The sequence below is a fragment of the Nonomuraea sp. SBT364 genome (genome assembly GCF_001083785.1).
Classification (GTDB): Bacteria; Actinomycetota; Actinomycetes; order Streptosporangiales; family Streptosporangiaceae; genus Nonomuraea.
The window spans coordinates 1-19,534 of the sequence record NZ_LAVL01000158.1; the positions used below are offsets into that span (position 1 = coordinate 1).

The 19,534-nt window shown below is 72.5% G+C and carries 18 protein-coding genes; 10 read left to right on the plus strand and 8 right to left on the minus strand.

The features are described 5' to 3' along the window. Positions 1-342 precede the first annotated feature (342 nt). Together ADY59_RS51910 and ADY59_RS38930 are read left to right on the plus strand one after the other, a co-directional pair. Positions 343-657, plus strand: coding sequence for a hypothetical protein (locus tag ADY59_RS51910; protein WP_197094061.1), 315 nt, complete (start codon positions 343-345; stop codon positions 655-657). A 29-nt stretch (positions 658-686) separates the two neighbouring features. Then, entirely contained in the window at positions 687-2,075 is a 1,389-nt protein-coding gene (locus ADY59_RS38930; RefSeq protein ID WP_049573660.1) for a class II fumarate hydratase, read from the plus strand. 33 nt (positions 2,076-2,108) lie between these two features. Here the strand turns inward: ADY59_RS38930 and trpD are convergent, their stop codons facing one another. Beyond that, positions 2,109-3,143 (minus strand): anthranilate phosphoribosyltransferase, encoded by a 1,035-nt coding sequence (gene trpD, locus ADY59_RS38935; protein WP_049573662.1) that lies wholly within the window; start codon positions 3,141-3,143, stop codon positions 2,109-2,111. A 243-nt stretch (positions 3,144-3,386) separates the two neighbouring features. Between trpD and ADY59_RS38940 the strand changes: the two genes are divergently transcribed. From ADY59_RS38940 to ADY59_RS38960, 5 genes are read left to right on the plus strand one after another with little or no spacing between them, the layout of a single operon-like run. After that, positions 3,387-4,133 (plus strand): SDR family NAD(P)-dependent oxidoreductase, encoded by a 747-nt coding sequence (locus tag ADY59_RS38940; protein WP_049573665.1) that lies wholly within the window; start codon positions 3,387-3,389, stop codon positions 4,131-4,133. Beyond that, complete coding sequence (locus tag ADY59_RS38945) at positions 4,133-6,124, plus strand: helix-turn-helix domain-containing protein (protein ID WP_231619102.1); 1,992 nt, start codon at positions 4,133-4,135, stop codon at positions 6,122-6,124. The genes ADY59_RS38940 and ADY59_RS38945 overlap by 1 nt, the downstream gene beginning before the upstream one ends. 54 nt (positions 6,125-6,178) lie before the next feature. Continuing rightward, a complete protein-coding gene (locus ADY59_RS38950; RefSeq protein WP_049573669.1) occupies positions 6,179-7,450 on the plus strand; it encodes an MFS transporter in 1,272 nt (423 codons plus the stop codon). Continuing rightward, positions 7,447-8,445, plus strand: a complete 999-nt coding sequence (locus ADY59_RS38955; RefSeq protein ID WP_049573671.1) for an alpha/beta fold hydrolase — start codon at positions 7,447-7,449, stop codon at positions 8,443-8,445. Before ADY59_RS38950 ends, ADY59_RS38955 begins: the two co-directional genes overlap by 4 nt. Continuing rightward, positions 8,442-9,590, plus strand: a complete 1,149-nt coding sequence (locus tag ADY59_RS38960) for an alpha/beta hydrolase family protein (RefSeq protein ID WP_049573674.1) — start codon at positions 8,442-8,444, stop codon at positions 9,588-9,590. Before ADY59_RS38955 ends, ADY59_RS38960 begins: the two co-directional genes overlap by 4 nt. On the opposite strand, the gene ADY59_RS38965 is transcribed toward ADY59_RS38960, so the two are convergent. Both ADY59_RS38965 and ADY59_RS38970 read right to left on the minus strand, forming a co-directional pair. Continuing rightward, entirely contained in the window at positions 9,580-11,577 is a 1,998-nt protein-coding gene (locus tag ADY59_RS38965) for a glycosyltransferase family 2 protein (RefSeq protein ID WP_049573677.1), read from the minus strand. The two genes, ADY59_RS38960 and ADY59_RS38965, sit on opposite strands and share 11 nt — an antisense overlap. A gap of 70 nt (positions 11,578-11,647) precedes the next feature. Continuing rightward, complete coding sequence (locus ADY59_RS38970) at positions 11,648-12,289, minus strand: lytic transglycosylase domain-containing protein (RefSeq protein WP_231619103.1); 642 nt, start codon at positions 12,287-12,289, stop codon at positions 11,648-11,650. Positions 12,290-12,616: 327 nt separating this feature from the next. Here ADY59_RS38970 and ADY59_RS38975 point away from each other — a divergent pair, with 327 nt between their 5' ends. The 3 genes from ADY59_RS38975 to ADY59_RS38985 are packed head-to-tail and all read left to right on the plus strand — an operon-like array spanning position 12,617 to position 15,221. Beyond that, positions 12,617-13,291, plus strand: coding sequence for a response regulator transcription factor (locus tag ADY59_RS38975; RefSeq protein WP_049573684.1), 675 nt, complete (start codon positions 12,617-12,619; stop codon positions 13,289-13,291). Next, positions 13,291-14,700, plus strand: coding sequence for a sensor histidine kinase (locus ADY59_RS38980; RefSeq protein WP_049573687.1), 1,410 nt, complete (start codon positions 13,291-13,293; stop codon positions 14,698-14,700). Before ADY59_RS38975 ends, ADY59_RS38980 begins: the two co-directional genes overlap by 1 nt. Then, positions 14,697-15,221 (plus strand): hypothetical protein, encoded by a 525-nt coding sequence (locus ADY59_RS38985; RefSeq protein ID WP_049573689.1) that lies wholly within the window; start codon positions 14,697-14,699, stop codon positions 15,219-15,221. Before ADY59_RS38980 ends, ADY59_RS38985 begins: the two co-directional genes overlap by 4 nt. Before the next feature lies 1 nt (position 15,222). Here ADY59_RS38985 and ADY59_RS38990 read toward each other — a convergent pair whose 3' ends face one another. The 5 genes from ADY59_RS38990 to ADY59_RS39010 all read right to left on the minus strand — a co-directional run bounded on the left by ADY59_RS38990 (position 15,223) and on the right by ADY59_RS39010 (position 19,426). Beyond that, positions 15,223-16,491, minus strand: a complete 1,269-nt coding sequence (locus ADY59_RS38990) for a PhoH family protein (RefSeq protein ID WP_049573706.1) — start codon at positions 16,489-16,491, stop codon at positions 15,223-15,225. Positions 16,492-16,751: 260 nt separating this feature from the next. Continuing rightward, positions 16,752-17,513: an isoprenyl transferase gene (locus ADY59_RS38995; protein ID WP_049573692.1), complete on the minus strand. Its 762-nt coding sequence runs from the start codon at positions 17,511-17,513 to the stop codon at positions 16,752-16,754. A gap of 53 nt (positions 17,514-17,566) precedes the next feature. Beyond that, entirely contained in the window at positions 17,567-18,073 is a 507-nt protein-coding gene (locus tag ADY59_RS39000) for a hypothetical protein (protein ID WP_231619104.1), read from the minus strand. Positions 18,074-18,266: 193 nt separating this feature from the next. After that, complete coding sequence (locus ADY59_RS51915) at positions 18,267-18,632, minus strand: hypothetical protein (protein ID WP_049573698.1); 366 nt, start codon at positions 18,630-18,632, stop codon at positions 18,267-18,269. Beyond that, a complete protein-coding gene (locus tag ADY59_RS39010; RefSeq protein WP_049573701.1) occupies positions 18,629-19,426 on the minus strand; it encodes a DUF692 domain-containing protein in 798 nt (265 codons plus the stop codon). The genes ADY59_RS51915 and ADY59_RS39010 overlap by 4 nt, the downstream gene beginning before the upstream one ends. Positions 19,427-19,534: the final 108 nt, after the last annotated feature.

Genomic DNA, 19,534 nt, shown 5'->3' on the forward strand with positions numbered 1-19,534 from the left:
GGCCAGGGCACCCCACCCCAGGGAACTCCAGCTCAGGGCCCCGGTACCCCGCCCCAGGGCGGCTCAGCGCACGGTGGCCCGGTTCCGGGGGGCCCAGCGCAGAGTGGCCCAGGTCAGGGCGCGCCGGGGCAGGGCGCACCGCGCGGGGGGCCTGCGGGGAGATCGGGGCAGGGTGCGGCCCCGCACGGCGCATCGCCGCAGGGCGCGCCTCCGTACGGCGCACCGCCGCACGTACCCCCTCCCCACGGCACCGGACCTCAGGGGGGTGGGCCCCACGGGGCTGGGCCTCAGGGAGCCGGGCGGCCGGGTGGGGCCGGGATGGGCGGGGACGAGGGGGCGATCGTGACGACGCGCATCCAACTGCCGAGCGCCCCCGGCCTGCAGGTGTATCCACCGACGCCGCACCAGCAGCGCCCGCAAGGACCGGGACCGGGGCCGGGACAGCCCGGTCAGGGCCCGGGGCAGGGGCCGCAACTGCCCGGAGGGCAACGGCCGGAGCGGCCGGATTCGCAGGGCCTGGGCACCGACCTGTTCGCCATCGCGGGCCCCGACCAGCCGGCGAACGGCAACCGCAAGGGCATGCTGATGCTCATGGGCGTGGCCGCCGCCGCGGCAGTGGTGATCGCCATCCTGATCGTGGCCCTGCTTCAGGGCTGATCGCCCGCCCGTGAGCCAGACTGGGAGGCATGAGCGAGTACCGTATCGAACGTGACTCGATGGGCGAGGTGCGCGTCCCGGCGGGCGCCAGGTGGCGCGCGCAGACCCAGCGAGCGGTGGAGAACTTCCCGATCTCGGGCCGGACGCTGGAGCCGTCCCACATCGCCGCGCTCGGCCTGATCAAGGCCGTGGCCGCGGAGGTCAACGGCGAGCTGGGCGTGATCGACAAGGATCTGGCGGAGGCGATCGCGCAGGCGGCCGCCGACGTGGCGGAGAACGAGCACGACGCCCACTTCCCGATCGACGTCTTCCAGACGGGTTCCGGCACTTCGTCCAACATGAACGCCAACGAGGTGATCGCCACCCTGGCGGAGGAGCGGCTGGGCCGCCCGGTGCACCCGAACGACCATGTGAACGCCTCGCAGTCGTCCAACGACGTCTTCCCCACGTCGATCCACGTGGCGGCGGCGACCGAGGTGACCTACCATCTGCTGCCCTCGCTGGAGCATCTGGCGACGGCGTTGCGTACCAAGGAGCTGCAGTTCCAGGACGCGGTGAAGTCGGGCCGCACGCATCTGATGGACGCCACGCCGGTGACGCTCGGCCAGGAGTTCGGCGGTTACGCGACGCAGGTGGAGCACGGCGCGGTCCGGGTGAAGACGGCGCTCGGCCATCTGCTGGAGCTCCCGCTGGGCGGCACGGCCGTCGGCACGGGCATCAACACGCCGCCGGGGTTCGCGGAGCTGGCCATCGCGCGGCTGCGTGAGGCGACGGGCATCGGGTTCCGTGAGGCGATGGACCACTTCGAGGCGCAGAGCGCCCAGGACTCGGTCGTGGAGCTCTCCGGCCAGCTCAAGGTGGTGGCCGTCTCGCTGAACAAGATCGCCAACGACCTGCGCTGGATGGGCTCGGGTCCGCGGGCGGGCCTGGGTGAGATCAATCTGCCCAATCTCCAGCCGGGTTCGTCGATCATGCCGGGCAAGGTCAATCCGGTCATCCCGGAGGCCACGGCCATGGTGGCGGCGCAGGTCATCGGCAACGACGCCGCCATCACGTTCGCGGGGGCGTCGGGCAGCTTCGAGCTGAACGTGCAGCTGCCGCTCATCGCCCGCAACATCCTGGAGTCGATCCGCCTGCTGGCCAACGTCTCCCGGCTGCTGGCCGACCGGTGCGTCATGGGCATCACGGCGAACCACGACAGGCTCCGGGAGTACGCGGAGTCGTCGCCGTCGATCGTGACGCCGCTCAACCGGCACGTCGGTTACGAGGAGGCCGCCAAGATCGCCAAGCAGGCCCTGCTGGAGCGCAAGACGATCCGGGAGGTGGTCATCGAACGCGGCCACGTCGCCGATGGCACGCTGACGGAGGAGCAGCTCGACGCCCTGCTGGACGTGCTGTCGATGACGCGTCCCGGTTGACGGTCCCCGAGGAAGGGCGCGGACGGTCCGGCGTCAGCGGCGGGTGGCCGCCGACCAGCGGGTGAGCAGGTCGGCGGCGGCCCCGGAGTCGACGGCGTCCGCCGCCCGCTTGTACGCGCCGGCCAGGGCCGTGGTGAGCGCCTCCGCCTGGGGTGCGCCGTCGGCGGCAACCAGCGCGGCGGCGGCGTTGAGCAGCACGATGTCGCGCACCGGCCCCTGCTCGCCGGCCAGCATGTCGCGGGCGACGGCGGCGTTGTGCCGGGCGTCGCCCCCGCGCAACGCGTCCGGATCCGCTCGCGGGATGCCGAGGTCCGCGGGGTCGAAGGCGGTCCGGGTGACGGTGCCGCGCCGTACCACCCAGACCGTCGAGGGCCCGGACGTGGTGAGCTCGTCCAGGCCGTCGTCGCCCCGGAAGACCAGCGAGGACCCGCCACGCTCGGCCAGGACGCCCGCGAGCACCGGCGCCATGGTCGCGTGGAACACCCCCACCGCCTGGGCGGCGGGCAGCGCCGGGTTGGTCAGCGGCCCCAGGAAGTTGAACACCGTGGGCACGCCCAGTTCGCGGCGGGCCCGGGAGGCGTGCCGCAGCGCCGGGTGGAAGGTCGCGGCGAAGCAGAACGTGATGCCCACCTCCTCGGCGACCTCCGCCACGGCCGCGGGCGGCAGGTCGACGACGACGCCGAGCGCCTCCAGCACGTCGGCCGCGCCGGTGGTGGAGGACGAGGCCCGGCCGCCGTGCTTGACCACCTTGGCGCCGGCCGAGGCGGCGACGATGGCGGCCATGGTGGAGACGTTCACGGTGTTGGCGCGGTCGCCGCCGGTGCCGACGAGATCCACCGTGTCGCCGGGGATCCTGATCGCGGACGAGCCCGCGAGGAGCCCGTCGGCCAGGCCCGCCACCTCCTCGACGGTCTCGCCCTTGGCGCGGAGCGCGACGGCGAAGGCGGCGATCTGCGCGTCGGTGGCCGTGCCGGACATGATCTGGGTCATCGCCCAGGCGGCCTCGCGCGAGGACAGGGAGCTTCCGCCGAGGAGCGTGGTGAGCAGTGCGGACCAGGTGCCGGTCATGAGGACGCCCTTTCGTGTGTCGGGAGCTCGACAGGGCGTCGCGGGAGCTCCCGGCGGCCGCCTCGTCGAGGCGGCCAGGGATGCGTATGCGCTGGTGGGACCGCCTAGGAGGCGGGCCACCACTGAGACGGATACGCGATCATGCGGCCAGATTACCAGGCGAGCCGGACCACATAGGGAAGCGGCCAGGTATGTCGCCGGAGCCCATGCTGGCCGGGGTGGCGACCGCCTAGGGTCGGGGACATGGAGCTGACGGGGCGCACTGCGCTCGTGACGGGGGCCGGAGGCGGGATCGGGGCGGCGTGCGCCCGGCGGCTGGCCGCCGGCGGGGCCCGGGTGCTGGTCGTCGACCGGCGGGGCGACCTGGCGCGCAAGGTCGCGGCGGAGGTGGGCGGGCTGGCCGTGGAGGCCGACCTGGGCGAGCCGGGGTTCGCCGACGGGCTGCCGGACGAGCCGGTCGACATCGTGGTGAACAACGCGGGGTTCCAGCATGTGGCGCCGATCGAGGAGTTCCCGCCCGACGTGTTCGCCACCATGTTGCGGGTGATGGTGGAGGCGCCGTTCCTGATCGCGCGCCGGGTGCTGCCGGGCATGTACGCGAGAGGCTGGGGGCGGGTGGTCAACATCTCCTCTGTGCATGGATTGCGCGCTTCGCCGTACAAATCGGCTTATACGACGGCAAAGCATGCGCTGGAGGGGTTCAGCAAGACGCTGGCCCTCGAAGGGGCGCCGCACGGGGTGACCTCCACCTGCGTGTGCCCGGCGTACGTGCGGACCGGGCTGGTCGAGGGCCAGATCGCCGACCAGGCACGGGCGCACGGCATCGCGGCGGACGAGGTCGTCGAGGACATCATGCTCAGACCCGCCGCGATCAAGCGGCTGATCGAGCCCGAGGAGGTCGCCGAGCTGGTCGCCTACCTGTGCGGACCGGCCGGGTCGTTCATCACCGGCGTGTCGCTGCCCCTCGACGGCGGCTGGACGGCGCGGTAGTGGTCAGGCGCTTCCTCGAACTGCTGGCCCGGGAGGCGTCGGCGGTCGAGTTCGAGGGACCGGTCATCGAGGCGCGCGCGGCGGGCGCGGACCCGGCGGCCGTCGAGGAGCTCGAACGCGCCAAGGTCGAGGCGCTGCGGGTGCGCGCCCTGCTCAGGCGGCGGGCCCGTCGTGAGGCGGAGCTGTCGGCGCTCTACGACACGGCCGGCGACCTGGCGGCGCTGCGCGACCTCGACGCGGTGCTGGAGGCGATCGTGCACCGGGCCAGACAGCTCCTGGCGACCGACACCGCCTACCTCACGCTGCACGACCCCGACCGGGGCGACACGTACATGCGGGTCACCGACGGGTCGATCTCGGCCAAGTTCCGGGCGCTGCGGCTGGCCATGGGGGCCGGGCTGGGCGGGCTGGTGGCGCAGACGGCGACGCCGTACTCGACCGCCGACTACTTCGCCGACGCCCGCTTCCGGCACAAGGACCACATCGACGAGGCCGTCCAGGAGGAGGGGCTGGTCGCGATCCTGGGCGTGCCGCTGCGGCTGGGGCAGCGGGTGATCGGCGTGCTGATGGCGGCCAACCGCAGCGCCAGGCCGTTCCACCAGGAGGAGGTGTCGCTGCTGGCCAGCCTGGCCGCGCACGCCGCCGTCGCGATCGACAACGCCAGGCTGCTGCAGGAGACCAGGAACGCGCTGGAGGAGCTCTCCCAGGCGCACCGCACGGCCCGCGCGCACGCGGAGGCGGTGGAGCGGGCCGCCACGGCGCACGACCGGATGACGTCGCTGGTGCTGCGCGGCGGCGGCATCGAGGACGTCGCCGCCGTCGTCACCGACGTGCTCGGCGGCTCGCTGGCCGTCCTGGACGACCTGGGCAGGCCCCTCACCGGCCACGTCACCGGCCTGACCGACCTCGTACGCCCGCCCGCCGGAAGCGCCGGAAGCGCCGGGAGCGCCGGGAGCGCCGGGAGCGCCGGGCGGGCCGGAGCGCCGGACGATCCCGGGTGGGACGCCGGGGCGGTGGACGCGGGGGTGCTGGAGGCCGCGCAGGCGTCGCGGGCGCTGGGCCGCACGGTGCGCCGGGGCGACCTGCGCATCGCGTCGGTGGACGTCGGCGGGGAGCCGCTGTGCACGCTGGTCCTGCGCAGCGACGACGCCGACGAGCGCATCCTGGAGCGCGCGGCGCTGGTGTGCGCGCTGCTGCTGCTGTTCCGGCGGAGCGTGGCCGAGGCCGAGGGGCGGGTGCGCGGCGAACTGCTCGACGACCTGATCTCGCGGCCGGGCTCCCCCGGGCTGGCCGACCGGGCCAGACGGCTCGGCATCGACCTGACGGCCCCGCACGTCGTCGTGGTCGCCCGGCACGACGGGCAGCGGGAGCGGGCCGCCTTCTGGGCCTCCTCGCAGGCGGCCCAGCGGCACGGGCTGGCCGCCGCCCGGCCCGGCGAGGTGGTGCTCCTGCTGCCCGGCCGCGACCCGGGCGCCCTCGCCCAGCGCACCGCCGCCGACCTGTCGGCCTCGCTCGGCACCCCCGCGACCGCGGGCGCCGCCGCCCCGGGCACGTGCGCCCCCGGCACGGGCGGTCCGCTGGACTCCGCCGGGGTGGCGCAGGCGTACCGGGAGGCGCGGCGGTGCGCGGACGCGCTGGTGGCGCTCGGCCGGGCGGGTGACGGGGCGGGCGCCGGCGAGCTGGGGTTCGTCGGGCTGCTCATCGGCGAGGGCCGGGACGTCCCCGGCTTCGTGGGCGCGGCGCTCGGGCCGGTCATCGAGTACGACGCCCGCAGGGGCGCGGCGCTGGCCGCGACCCTGGCGGCGTACTTCGGCACCGGCATGTCCCCCTCACGCACGGCCGAGAGCATGCACATCCACGTGAACACCGTGACGCAGCGCCTGGACCGGATCGGCAAGCTGCTCGGCGACGGCTGGCAGGAGCCGGAGCGGGCCCTGGAGATCCAGCTGGCCCTCCGCCTGCACCGGCTCGGCCACACACCCTCCCCGTAGAGTGTGGGGCCGGCAGCCATATGAGTGACGCGGGTCACTCCCTAGCGTGACGGCATGGCCACTTCCATCAAGAAGATCGTCGGCGCGAGCCTGATCGGCACCACCATCGAGTGGTACGACTTCTTCCTGTACGGCTCGGCAGCCGCACTCGTGTTCAACCAGCTCTTCTTCCCCGAGTCCGATCCGCTCACCGGGACGCTGCTGGCGTTCCTCACCTACGCCGTCGGCTTCATCGCCCGCCCGCTCGGCGGGCTGGTGTTCGGCCACTTCGGCGACCGCGTCGGCCGCAAGACGCTGCTCGTGGTCAGCCTGCTGATGATGGGCGCCGCCACGTTCCTGATCGGCTGCCTGCCGACGCACGCGGGCATCGGCTCGGCGGCGCCACTGCTGCTCACGGCGCTCCGGCTGGTGCAGGGGTTCGCGCTGGGCGGCGAGTGGGGCGGCGCGGTGCTGATCGTCTCCGAGCACGGCGACGCGGCCCGGCGGGGCTTCTGGGCGTCCTGGCCGCAGGCGGGCGCGCCCGGCGGCAACCTGCTGGCCACCGGCGTGCTGGAGGCGCTGGCGGCGTTCCAGTCCGAGGAGGCGTTCCTGGCGTGGGGCTGGCGGGTGCCGTTCCTGCTGTCGGGGGTGCTGGTGCTGATCGGGCTGTGGATCCGGCTGACGATCACCGAGTCGCCGGTGTTCCAGCAGGCCGAACCGGAGCGGACGGCGCCGATCGTGGGCGTGCTGCGGCACCACTGGCGTGACGTGGTCATCGCGATCGGCGCCCGGCTGGCGGAGAACATCTCCTTCTACCTGATCACGGTCTTCGTCATCACGTACGCGAAGACCACCGGGATCGACAACTCCACGGTGCTCGGCGCGGTGCTGATCGCCTCGGCGATCCACTTCGTGACGATCCCGGTGTGGGGCGCGCTGTCGGACCGGCTCGGCCGCCGCCCGATCTACCTGGCCGGGGCCGCCGGCATCGGGTTGTGGATCTTCGCGTTCTTCCCACTGATCGACACCGGCAACTTCCTGGCCATCACGCTGGCGGTGACGGTGGGACTGCTGTTCCACGGCATGATGTACGGCCCGCAGGCGGCCTTCTTCTCGGAGCTGTTCGGGACGAGGATGAGGTACACCGGGGTGTCGATCGGCGCGCAGCTGTCGGCGATCGTGGCCGGCGCGCTGGCCCCGATCATCGCGGTCCAGCTGCTGAGGGAGTTCGGCAGCAGCCTGCCGATCTCCGCCTACCTGGCGCTGGCGGCGGTGCTCACCCTGGCCGCGGTCTACGCCGCCAAGGAGACCCAGGGCCGCGACCTGGCCGAAAGGATCCGCGCGTGAAGGTCACCACGCCGAGGCTCACCCAGCACGTCAGGACCGTCGAGGGCAGGACCGGCGAGCCGGTGCTGTTCGTGCACGGCAACGTCTCGTCAGGCGCGTTCTGGCGCGACAGCATGGCCGCGCTGCCCGACGGCTTCCGCCCGCTCGCGGTGGACCTGCGCGGCTTCGGCGAGACCGACCCGGAGCCGGTCGACGCCACGCGGGGCGCCCGCGACTTCGCCGACGACCTGGCGGAGCTGGCCGACGCCCTCGGCCTGGCCCCGCTCCACCTGGTCGGCTGGAGCATGGGCGGGGGCGTCGTGCTGCAGTTCCTGCTCGACCGTCCGGCCCTGGTCAGGAGCGTCACCCTGGTGAACCCGGTGTCCCCGTACGGCTGGGGCGGCACGCAGGGCGCCGACGGCACGCTCACGCACCCCGACGGCGCGGGTGCCGGAGCCGGCGCCGCGAGCCCCGACTTCGTGGCCAGGCTCCGCGCCGGCGACCTGTCGGCCGAGACGCCCGCCTCGCCGCGCTCGGTCTTCCGCGCCACCTACGTCAAGCACCCGGTGCCCGACGAGGACTTCTACGTACGGTCGATGCTCACCACCCGCGTCGGCGAGGCCAACTACCCGGGCGACACGGCCGCCTCGGCGGCCTGGCCGCACGTGGCGCCCGGCAAGCACGGCGTGCTCAACGCCATGGCCCCCACCCACTTCCGGCTGGACGGCCTGCCGGAGATCGAGCCGAAGCCGCCGATCCTGTGGATCAGGGGCGCCGACGACCAGATCGTCTCCGACACCTCGCTGTACGACCTGGCCCACCTCGGGGCGCTGGGCGTGGTGCCCGGCTCCCCCGGCACGCCCGCCCAGCCGATGGTCGCCCAGACCCGGGCCGTGCTGGAGCGCTACGGCCGCTATCGGGAGGCCGTGCTGGACGACTGCGGCCACAGCCCGCACCTCGAACGGCCCGGCGACTTCGACAGCCTGCTGGCCGGGCACCTCCGGGAGGCACGATGATCGTCGCCATGACCCTCGTGGCGAGCCTGCTCGTGCCCGGCCCGGAGGGGCTGACCGTGCCCGGCGCCGAACACGCCGTGACCGCCAGGCTCGACGACCTCACCACCGCCGGCACGGTCGCCGGCGGGCACACCGACCCGGCCGACTGGGCCGGGCTGCACCCGGCCGGCACGGTCAACCCCACGGGCGTGCCCGGCGTCCAGATCGACGGCTACTTCCCCGACACCTCCACCACCAACGCCACGCACGGCTGGAACCACGACTCCCAGTTCGTCATCCGGCTGCCCGACGACTGGAACGGCGGCCTGGTCGTCAGCGGCACCCCCGGCAACCGTGAGCAGTACGCCAACGATTTCACCATCTCCGACTGGGTCCTGGCCAAGGGCTACGCGTTCGCCTCGACGGACAAGGGCAACACCGGCCTGGACTTCCACACCGACGGCCGCCGCCCCGGCGACGCCATCGCCGAGTGGAACGACCGCGTCACCCAGCTCACGATCGCCGCGAAGGCCGTCGTGAAGCAGCGCTACGGCAGGAAGCCGGCCCGCACGTTCATGGCCGGCATCTCCAACGGCGGCTACCTGGTCAGGTGGCAGCTGGAGAACCGCGGCCACCTGTACGACGGCGGCCTCGACTGGGAGGGCACGCTCTGGCGGCTCAAGGGCGACAACCTGCTCAGCTACCTGCCGGAGGCGCTGAAGGCGTACCCGGACCCGGAGGGCGTGCGGCGGGCCGGGTTCGCGGCGGGCTCGGAGTTCCTGTGGCCGTTCCACCGGGAGCACTACTGGGAGCTCACCCAGCAGCTCTACCAGCGCGAGCTGGACCCGTCCTACCGGGGCGCCCCGGCCGACTACGACTACGCCGCGCGCAAACCGTACGCGGCGATGGCCAGGATCGCGCTGACCGGCAGGATCACCAAGCCGCTGATCACCATCCACGGCACGCTAGACACGCTCCTGCCGATCTCCCGCTCCTCCGACGTGTACGCCGAGATGGTCGGCCCGCACCGTCCCTTCCGCTATCACCGGGTCGAGGGCGGCAACCACCTGGACGGCCTGGTCGACGCCCACCCCGGGAAGCTGACGCCGATGCTGCCGGTGTTCCGGGAGTCCTTCGCCGAGCTGGAGGCGTGGGTCAGTCCCTGAGGTAGCGGTGCCTGCCCGCGCGCGCCAGGCGCACCATGTGCCGAGCGCCGGGCAGCCGGCGGCCCAGCCGGTGCAGGCGGGTGTCGCGGCCCATCGGGGAGCGGCGCTTCGGCTCGGCGGCGGTCGACGGGTGCACGGTGACCCGGCCCCCGCGCACCTCCAGCGCGAACCGGAGGCCGACCTCCTCCTCGGGGCCGCGCAACGTCGGCAGCCACACGCCGGGCCCCAGGTTGTCGTGGCCGGGCATCCGGCGTTTGATCGGCAGCTTGGCCACGAGCTGACCGGCGATCCGGCCGGGTACCCCGGCCTCCGCCAGCGCGGGCGCCGACACCTCGCGCGGCCTGCGCCCGCTGCCGCGCAGCACCAGCTCCAGCGGCGGCCCGCCGCTCGGCGGCAGGTAGGGCACGGGCAGCACCACGAACAGGCTCTCCCCGACCAGCTTGGTCTCCACGCCCGGCGACACCAGCGCGATCGACTCGGTGAACGTACGCGGCTCCACGGCCAGGCCGAACTCGCCCGCGTCGGTCCAGCAGGGCACGACGAGCCGCATCCTGGGCCGCTGGGCCAGCACGCCGAGGCAGTTGAGCGGCCCCTCCGGCCGCCCCACCCGGCTCCTGGCCTGGTGCGCGCCGCCGAACATGCGCACGTGCACCTCCCACTGGCCGGGCCTGAGCGGCTCGCCCTGCGCGGCCGCGGTCACGTCTACCCTGGCCTCACCCAGGATGCGCACCCGCGCGTGCTTGCGGCCGTCGGGCACCCGCTCGATCTGGTAGGCCACCGGCAGGAAGTGCACGTCCCCGGACTCGGCGTGCCGCAGGTAGACCTCGATGCGGGCGCGTTCGACGGAATCGGTGACGTCGGTGACGCCCTCCGGCAGCAGCTTGGCGTCGATGGCACGGGGCGGCCGCCAGTGCAGGCGGTCGCCGTCGACGCGGAACCGCTCCGGTTTGCCGTCGCCGCTCAGCACCTCGACGTCCAGCCCGAGCACCAGCACCTGCGCGTCCCAGCGCACCTCGGTCAGCCCGGCGCTCAGCCCGGCCCGCCTGGAGGAGTTGGCCAGCATGACGAGGTGGTCCAGCCGGCCGGCGCGGATCAGCGCGGCCACGGCCCTGAGCTGGACGGGCAGGTAGCGGTCGAGCCGGTCGGGGAAGCGCTCGGCCACCAGGTCCTGGATCATGCGGAAGTAGGTGCCGCGATCGGTTGACGACCCGGCGAACGCGGCCGACAGGAACGGCCGCAGCACCGCCGAGCGGAACCAGAACGCGTACATGCGGTCCCGCTGCCTGCCTTCGCCCACGTACGCGTCGATGTCGCGCAGCAGGGCGCGCAGCTCTCGGACGGCGGCGCGCGGCTCCTCGTGGGCGGTCGGGCGTTCCCCCAGGTGGCAGCAGACCTGGTCGGCGAGGACCGCGATGACCTTGGCCTGCAGGTAGCAGCGGACGGCGAACGCCTGCTCGGCGATGGCGCCGCCGGGGACGGCGAAGCCGAGCTCGTGCTCCTCCAGGAAGGCGCGGCGGTAGAGCTTGTGCGGGGTGAGCAGGGTGAGCAGCCGGTCGCGCAGGATGTCGGCGCGGGCCTTGTTGCGCCCGAAGGCGGTCATCGGCGGCCCGCCGTCGCGTACCAGGCGGCCCACCAGCACGTCAGCGTCGCTCTCCACGGCCCGCTCGTGCATCCGCTGCAGCGCCTCCCGCTCCAGCCGGTCGTGCTGGTCGAGCAGGTAGACGTAGTCGCCCCGGGCCGAGGCGATGCCGACGTTGCGCCCGCGCATGGGCGAACCCGTGTGCGGCAGGTGCAGCACGCGGACGTTGCGGCGCACGGCGGCCACGGTGTCGAGCCGTTCGGCGATGCCGTCCGTGGACCCGTCGTCCACGAAGATCACTTCATACGCGTCCGGTGGCAGCGTCTGCTCCAGCGTGGAGCGGATGCACGCGTCGGCCGAATCCCCCGGGTTGTGGACATTGACGATCACACTGACCTTCACACCCATGCCGCCAGCGTGCGCGGTCATACCGGGAGAGGCCCAGCGGCTTGCCGATTACAGGAGGAAAGCTGACCAGCTAATACCAGCCCTTGGCCTGCGAATGCCCCCAGGCGCCACAGGGCGTGCCGTAGCGGCCCTTGATGTAGCCCAAGCCCCACTTGATCTGGGTGGCGGCATTGGTCTGCCAGTCGGAGCCGGCGCTGGCCATCTTGCTGCCGGGCAGGGACTGGGGGATGCCGTAGGCGCCGGAGTAGCGGTTCATCGCCCGCTCGTTCCAGCCGCTCTCCTTGTGCCAGAGGCTCTCCAGGCAGCCCCACTGGTCGGCGCCGAAGCCGAAGGAGGAGAGCATGGCCTTGGCGGTGGCCTTGTTGCTGCCGGGCGACGGGTCGCTGCCGGGCGGGAAGTTGGCCGGGGGGAAGCCGTCGCCGCCGGGCGCCTGCTTCTTGATCTCGATCACGTCGAGCGGGTCGTCGTTGGCGGCCCGCCCCTCCTTGAGCTTGTCGGCCTTGTACGCCTGGAGCGCGGCCTCCTTGAGCGCGTCGGCCTCCGGGTCGGGCGCGCCGAAGTCGCCGCCGGCCAACCGGCCGAGGTCTTCCAGCGAGAGCGGGTCCGGCGGCGGTGCGCTCGCGTTCTCGATCGCGCGGTAGGCGACGAAGCCGCCCCCGCCGAAGACGATCACAGCCGACAGGCCGATGATCACGACTCTCTTGGGGGTCACCCGCGAGCGCCGCCGTGCCGAGCGGGGGGCACTGCGCGACGGGCGCTCACTCAACCTGGGACCTGGGCTCACGATCCATGAGCTTGCCGTGACTTGGGGGGTGCCGCGCAACCGGAACGCTGGATTCGCTTGGTCTTTCCTTGGCCAACCAGCAGGTTATCGGCAACTGTGATTTTGGTCACACTGTACGGCCCGCCCCTCGGGCACCCGTTACCGAGGGGAGGGCCGATTCTTACGCTGATGCAGGGATTTAAGGATCAGGCGCAGGGCGCGTCACAGTTTTATGACACAACCCGGATATAGGTGACATGCCGGAATAATGTGCGAGTGGCAGGCATCCTTCTCGTCGAAGACGACCCCTCGGTCCGCACAGCCCTGGAGCTGGCGCTGGCCAGGCAGGGGCACTCCGTCACCTCCTATGCGACGGGTGAGGAGGCTCTGGACCACATCAGGTCGCGCCGCCCCGAGATCGCCATACTCGACGTCATGCTCCCCGGCATCGACGGCGTCGAGGTGTGCCGCCGCATCCGCAAACTCGACCAGCTCCCGGTGATCCTCCTCACAGCGCGCGGCGACGACCTGGACGTCGTGGTCGGCCTGGAGGCCGGCGCCGACGACTACGTGGTCAAGCCCGTCGAGCCGCGCGTGCTGGACGCCCGCATCCGCGCCGTCCTGCGCCGGGCCGAGTCCGCGGCCTCCGACCGCATCACGTTCGGCGAGCTCATGATCGACCGGGGCGCGCTCAAGGTCGCGCTGGCCGGCAAGGAGATCCACCTGACGCCCACCGAGCTGCGGCTGCTGCTGGAGCTGGTGCGCCATCCCGGCCAGGTGCTCAACCGGCGCTACCTGCTGCGCGCGGTCTGGGACCACACGCACGTGGCCGACTCGCGGCTCGTCGACGCCTGCGTGCAGCGGGTCCGGGCGAAGATCGAGCCGAGGCCCGCCGAGCCGGTGTTCATCCACACCGTGCGCGGGTTCGGCTACCGGTTCAGCCCTCCGTGATGCGACCGCCCACCGGGTTCCGGGCGCGCCTGGTCATCACCTTCACCCTGGTCGCCGTCACCGCGTCGGTCCTGGTCGCCACCATCGGCTTCGAACTGGCCAAGTCCGCGCTGGTCAAGCGGGCCGAGAACTCGGCGGTCGACCTCGTCTCCCGGGAGCTCAGCCGCATCACCTTCCCCATCGGCCGGCTGCGGCCCGGCGAGGCGACGCCGAGCACCCGCGAGCTCGCCAGCCTGACCCAGGCGCTCGACGGGCCCGGCCGCAGCGTGGTGATCGAGTACGGCAACCTGACGAACGCCGACGGCCCGATGACCATGAGCGACGTGCCGAACGAGCTGCACGGCCGGGCCAAGCAGATGGTCGTCTCCCAGCGGCACATCCTGCACAACGAGCTGTGGCTGATCGTCGGCGCCGAGGTCTACCGCGACCACGGCGCCGGCCCCGAGGCCACCGGGCTGCGCGCGTTCGTCTTCTTCGCGATGCGCGACGAGCAGAGCCAGCTCGCCACGCTGCGCGCCAAGCTCGCCCAGGGCGGCTCCGCCGTCGTGGGGATCGCGCTGATCGTGGCGCTGCTGTCGGCCAGGCAGGTGCTGCTGCCCGTACGCAGGCTCAGCGCGGCCGCCCAGGCGCTCGGTGAGGGCCGCCTGGACACCCGCCTGCCGGTGCGCGGGCAGGACGAGCTGGCCGAGCTCACGGCCCGTTTCAACGACGCGGCGGCGGCCCTGGAGCTGAGCGTGTCGGAGCTGCGCTCACTGGAGGCGATGTCGCGCCGGTTCGTCGCCGACGTGTCGCACGAGCTGCGCACCCCGCTGACCGCGATGACGGCCGTGGCCGACATGCTCTCGGAGGAGGCCAACCGGCTGCCGCAGGCGCCCGCCGAGGCGGTGCGGCTGGTGCTGAGCGAGATCGAACGGCTGCGCGAGCTGGTCGAGCACCTCATCGAGGTCAGCCGATTCGACGCGGGCACGGCCACGCTCAACGTGGAGGAGGTGAACGTCGCCGACGCGATCCAGGACTGCCTGGAGGTGCGGGGCTGGAGCGAGAAGGTCCGGGTGAACTCCTCACGCAGCCTGCTCGCCACCGTCGACCCGAGACGGTTCGACGTCATCGTCGCCAATCTCGTCGGCAACGCGCTCAAGCACGGCGAACCGCCGGTGATGGTCAGCGCGAGAGGCACCGACAACGGCCTGGAGGTGAAGGTGCGGGACCACGGCAAGGGCATCCCCCCGGAGGCGATGCCGCACGTCTTCGACCGCTTCTTCAAGGCGGGCTCGGGCCGCGCCCGCAGTCAGGGCAGCGGGCTGGGGCTGGCGATCGCCCGTGCCAACGCGCACCTGCACGGCGGCACGATCTCGGTACGCGCCCAGAACCCCGGCACGCTCTTCACGGTCTGGCTCCCGCACTCATGAGACGGGCACGAGCGCGGGCACTCAAGCGGACGTTCACGGCGGCCGCGCTGCTGGTGACGGCGGCGTGCGGCATCTCCCCCACGGGCGTGGTGAACCGGGCCGCCGCCCCCGTCGTGGACATCCCGCCCCCGTCGAAGACCATCTACCTGCTCAAGGACGGCGAGCTGTCGCTGGAGCCGGCCGACGTCCAGTCGGACTCCGTGGGCAGCCTGCTGACCGCCCTGTTCGCGGCCTCCACGAAGCCGCTCGGCGAGCTGGACACGGCGCTGCGCGGCTTCACCTTCGAGCGCATCGAGGACTCGCTGAACCCCGTCCTGCGCGACGAGGTCAAGCTGCCCAGGACCTCGACCCTGACCATCTACATCAAGGGCGAGGGGACGCTGAGCAAGCCCGGCAAGGCGCAGATCGTCTGCACGGCCCTGCAGGACGCGGCGGTCGAGGAGGTCAGGATCGTGGTGAGGTACGGAGACCGCCGCCCGGACCTGCGCGAGAGCGGTCTCCAGTGCCCCAAGCTCAGGTGAGCTAGATGGTGATGTCCTCCAGCATCTCCGTCACGAGCGCGGCGATCGGCGAGCGCTCCGACCTGGTGAGCGTGACGTGCGCGAACAGCGGATGGCCCTTGAGCTTCTCCACCACCGCGACCACGCCGTCGTGCCGCCCGACCCGCAGGTTGTCACGCTGGGCGATGTCGTGCGTGAGCACCACGCGGGAGTTGGCGCCGACGCGGCTGAGCACGGTCAGCAGCACCCCGCGCTCCAGCGACTGCGCCTCGTCCACGATCACGAACGCGTCGTGCAGCGACCGGCCGCGGATGTGGGTGAGCGGGAGCACCTCCAGCATGCCGCGGTCGAGCACCTCGTCGATCACCTCCGGCGTGGTGACCGCGCTCAGCGTGTCGTAGACCGCCTGCGCCCACGGGCCCATCTTCTCGCCCTCGGTGCCGGGCAGGTAGCCGAGCTCCTGGCCGCCCACCGCGTACAGCGGGCGGAACACCACCACCTTCCGGTGCTGGCGGCGCTCCAGGACGGCCTCCAGGCCCGCGCAGAGCGCCAGCGCCGACTTGCCGGTGCCGGCCCGGCCGCCCAGCGACACGATGCCGATCTCCGGGTCCATCAGCAGCTCCAGCGCGATGCGCTGCTCGGCCGAGCGGCCGTGCAGGCCGAACACCTCGCGGTCGCCGCGCACCAGCTTGACCGACTTGTCGGGCTGGACCCGGCCGAGCGCCGACCCCTTGGCCGACAGCAGCCGCAGACCGGTGTGCGCCGGCAGGTCCCTGGCCTCCTCAAGATCCGCCGTGCCGCTGTCGAACAGCGTCTCGACGTCCTCGGCGGTCACCTGGACCTCGGCCATCCCCGTCCAGCCTGACTCGATCACCAGCCCGGCGCGGTACTCCTCCGCGGACAGGCCGATCGAGGCCGCCTTGACCCGCATCGGCAGGTCCTTGGAGACGAGCACGACGTCGCAGCCCTCGGCGGCCAGCGAACGGGCCACGGTGAGGATGCGGGTGTCGTTGTCGCCGAGGCGGAAGCCCACGGGCAGGATGGACGGATCGCTGTGGTTGAGCTCAACCCTGATCGTGCCTTCGCCGGTCGGCATCGGCTCGTCCAGCCGGCCGTACTGAACCCGCAGGTCGTCAAGGTAGCGCAGGGCCTTTCTGGCGAAGTAGCCCAGCTCGGGATGGTGCCGCTTCCCTTCCAGCTCGGTGATGACGACGATCGGCAGGACGACGTCGTGCTCCGCGAAGCGGGTCATGGCCGCCGGATCGGCGAGCAGGACCGAAGTGTCGAGCACGTACGTGCGCTTGGCCGAGTTGGTCGAAGGGTTGCTCGAGGACACTGCCACACGTTCTCCCCCGGGCGCCCATGGGGTCGGGCGCCCTGCAGACGAGGCGGGAATCGGACCGGGCCCGTGTCCCCGACCGCGACATGCCACCGGGGACGCCGGACTCCGGCCCCCCTCGGCAGTGTTGGCGCAAAGGCGGGCCCTTTCCGGAGCGTCCGGCCTGCGGCCGGACACTTCCAACGTTACGTACTGGATACCCAGATGTCCCGTCAGGAACCGTAACGCCGGTGTCTCGCAGCGTAGTCTCGCAGCGCCCGCAGGAAATCGACCCTGCGGAAGTCGGGCCAGTATGCCTCGTGGAAGTAGAACTCGGAATGAGCGCTCTGCCACAGCATGAAGCCCGACAGACGCTGCTCGCCCGACGTCCGGATGAGGAGATCCGGGTCGGGTTGGCCGCGGGTGTAGAGATGCTCCGCGATATGTTCGACATCGAGAACCTCGAAGAGGTCCTCGATGCTCGCGCCCTTGCTCGCATGCTCCTGCAGGAGTGAGCGCACCGCATCGGCAATCTCACGCCTTCCTCCATACCCAACTGCAACGTTCACAATCAGGCCGGGACGGTGCGATGTTGCTTCTTTCGCAGTTTTTAGGACATTCGCCGTGCGGTCCGGCAGCAGATCGAGCGCTCCCACGGGGCTGATCCGCCAGCCCTGGTCCACCAGCTCCTGCGTGACGTCCTCGATGATGCGCAGCAGCGGCTCCAGCTCCTCGCTGGGCCGGTTGAGGTTGTCGTTGGACAGCATCCACACCGTGACGACCTCGACGCCGGTCTCACGGCACCAGCCGAGCAGCTCGGAGATCTTGTCGGCGCCCTTGCGGTGCCCCTTGGCCACGTCGCTCATGCCCATGGCACGCGCCCAGCGGCGATTGCCGTCGATGATGACCCCGACGTGCCGGGGAATGCTGTCCTTCGACAGCTTGGCCTCCAACCGGCGCTCGTACAGCCGGTAGACCAGATCGCGCAGGCCCACGGAGTCCCTCCAGCGCTGGCGTGCCTCAGGTCGGATGACCTAACAGGTCATTATCACCGCGTTTCGCCCGTGCCCGTGCCTGAACGCGATAGTTCTTCACTACAAACGATCTCCGCCTCGTCGACGAGGCCACGCACGAAGCCCGACAACTCGGCCGACGTGAGAACCGCGCGGGCCCCCTGCCCGCCCGTCCCCCACGCCTCCACGAACGCGCGGCGGGTCAGCCGCCACGAGCCGCGCCCGCCCTGCCGCGGCTCCCATACCGGAATGGTACGCAGCCAGCAGCCCAGTTCGCCGCCCGTCGTCCCGCCGCGCCCCGCGCGGTAGCGGAACGAGAACAGCTCCCGGCCCTCCGGGAACCGGTCGTCGGGGTCCGGCCAGCGCCCCGCCTCCCCCCGGCCGCGCCGCGCCTCCTCCACGCCTCCGGCCAGCCGCGCCAGCTGCCAGCCGCACCGCTCCCCGACCGTCCCGTACGGCAGCCCGTCACGCGACAGCTCCAGCGTGACCTCGTACGGCCGGCCCGTTCTGTCGACGCACGCGACCGGCGTAACGGTCAGCACCGCCCCGTCCACACACCGCAGTCCCCCCACCCGGGTGAGTGTTCCCCCGCAGGCCCGCGCGACTCGACGCCGCAAAGGCTGCAATCTTTTACGGCCGGCCAGGTTTGGGCCACCCGCCGCACGGGGCCGGGGACCTCCAGGGGAACGGCCGCTGACCGGATGACGGCGGGCCGCCGTGACGCGAGCCCTCCCTTCACCGTCCGGGGTGTCTCTTCCTGCGCAGGCGGGTCCACCAGGAGTCCTCCGGCGGCGGGGACAGCTTGCCCCGGGCGACGAGCCAGGCGGCGAAGTCGTCGGCGTCGGCCCGGTAGCCGGGCGGTGGCGTGGCGCGGGAGCGGGCGTAGGCGGCGAAGTCGGCCGCCAGGTCCGGGCCCGAGGCCACGGCCGCGTCGGGCCGGAGCCTGGCCACGACGCTGCGGCGTTTGGCGACCAGACTCGCCGCCTGGACGCGCAGGCGCTCCGGGTCGAAGCCGTCAGGCGGCGGCGCTCCGGTGACCAGGGTGGCGATCACGCGTCGCTGGGCGGCGGCCAGGCGCCGCCTGGCCTCGTCGGCGCTCATGCCATGGCCGCCCTGATCCGGGTGAGCTCACCGGCCAGGACCTCGTCACCGGGATAGCGCTCGTCCCACTCCAGCAGCACACCCGGCGGGCCGGTGCGGGCGCACAGCTCGGCGAGCACGTCGAGCACCTGCTCGGGGACCGAGGTCGAGTGCGTGTCGTGCCAGACGCCGTCCTTCTCGTAGCCGCCGGCGACGTGCACGTACGCCAGCCGTTCCAGCGGGAGCGCGTCCAGGGCGTCGGTGGCGCGCAGGCCGAGGTTGACCTGGTTGTTGTAGAGGTTGGCGACGTCGATCAGCAGGTGGACGCCGGTCCGCTCGACCAGCTCGGCGAGGAACTCGGCTTCGGTGAGCTCGTCCTCCGGCCAGCCGAAGATGGCGGCCACGTTCTCCAGGGCCAGCGGGACCGGGAGCTCGTCCTGGGCCCGGCGCACGTTCTCGGTGACGACGTCGAGCGCGTCGCGGGTGCGGGGCACGGGAAGCAGGTGGCCCGCCTCGACGCCGCCCGCCCGCACGAACGCCAGGTGCTCGCTCACCAGCGGGGACTCGAGCGCCTGCGCGCACGCTGCCAGATGTGCCAGCGTCGCCGTCGAGGGCGGCTCCGCGCCGCCCACCCCGAGGCTCACGCCGTGCGGGATCACCGGCAGGCCGCGCCCGCGCAGCAGCCGCAGCGACTCCGGCAGCCGGGCCGGGCGGATGTTCTCGGCGATGACCTCGGCGAACTCCACGCCCGCCATCCGCTCCACGGTCAGGTCGATCTCCGGCCGCCAGCCGATGCCCACTCCGAGCCGTTCCACGCTTCCTCCTCCGTCCCCCTGATGCGCCGCACACGCGGTGGCCGGTCGGGTCCGCGCCGCTTGCCGCTATCCCCCGCCGCAGCCACCGCAGCCGCCACAGCCCGCGCC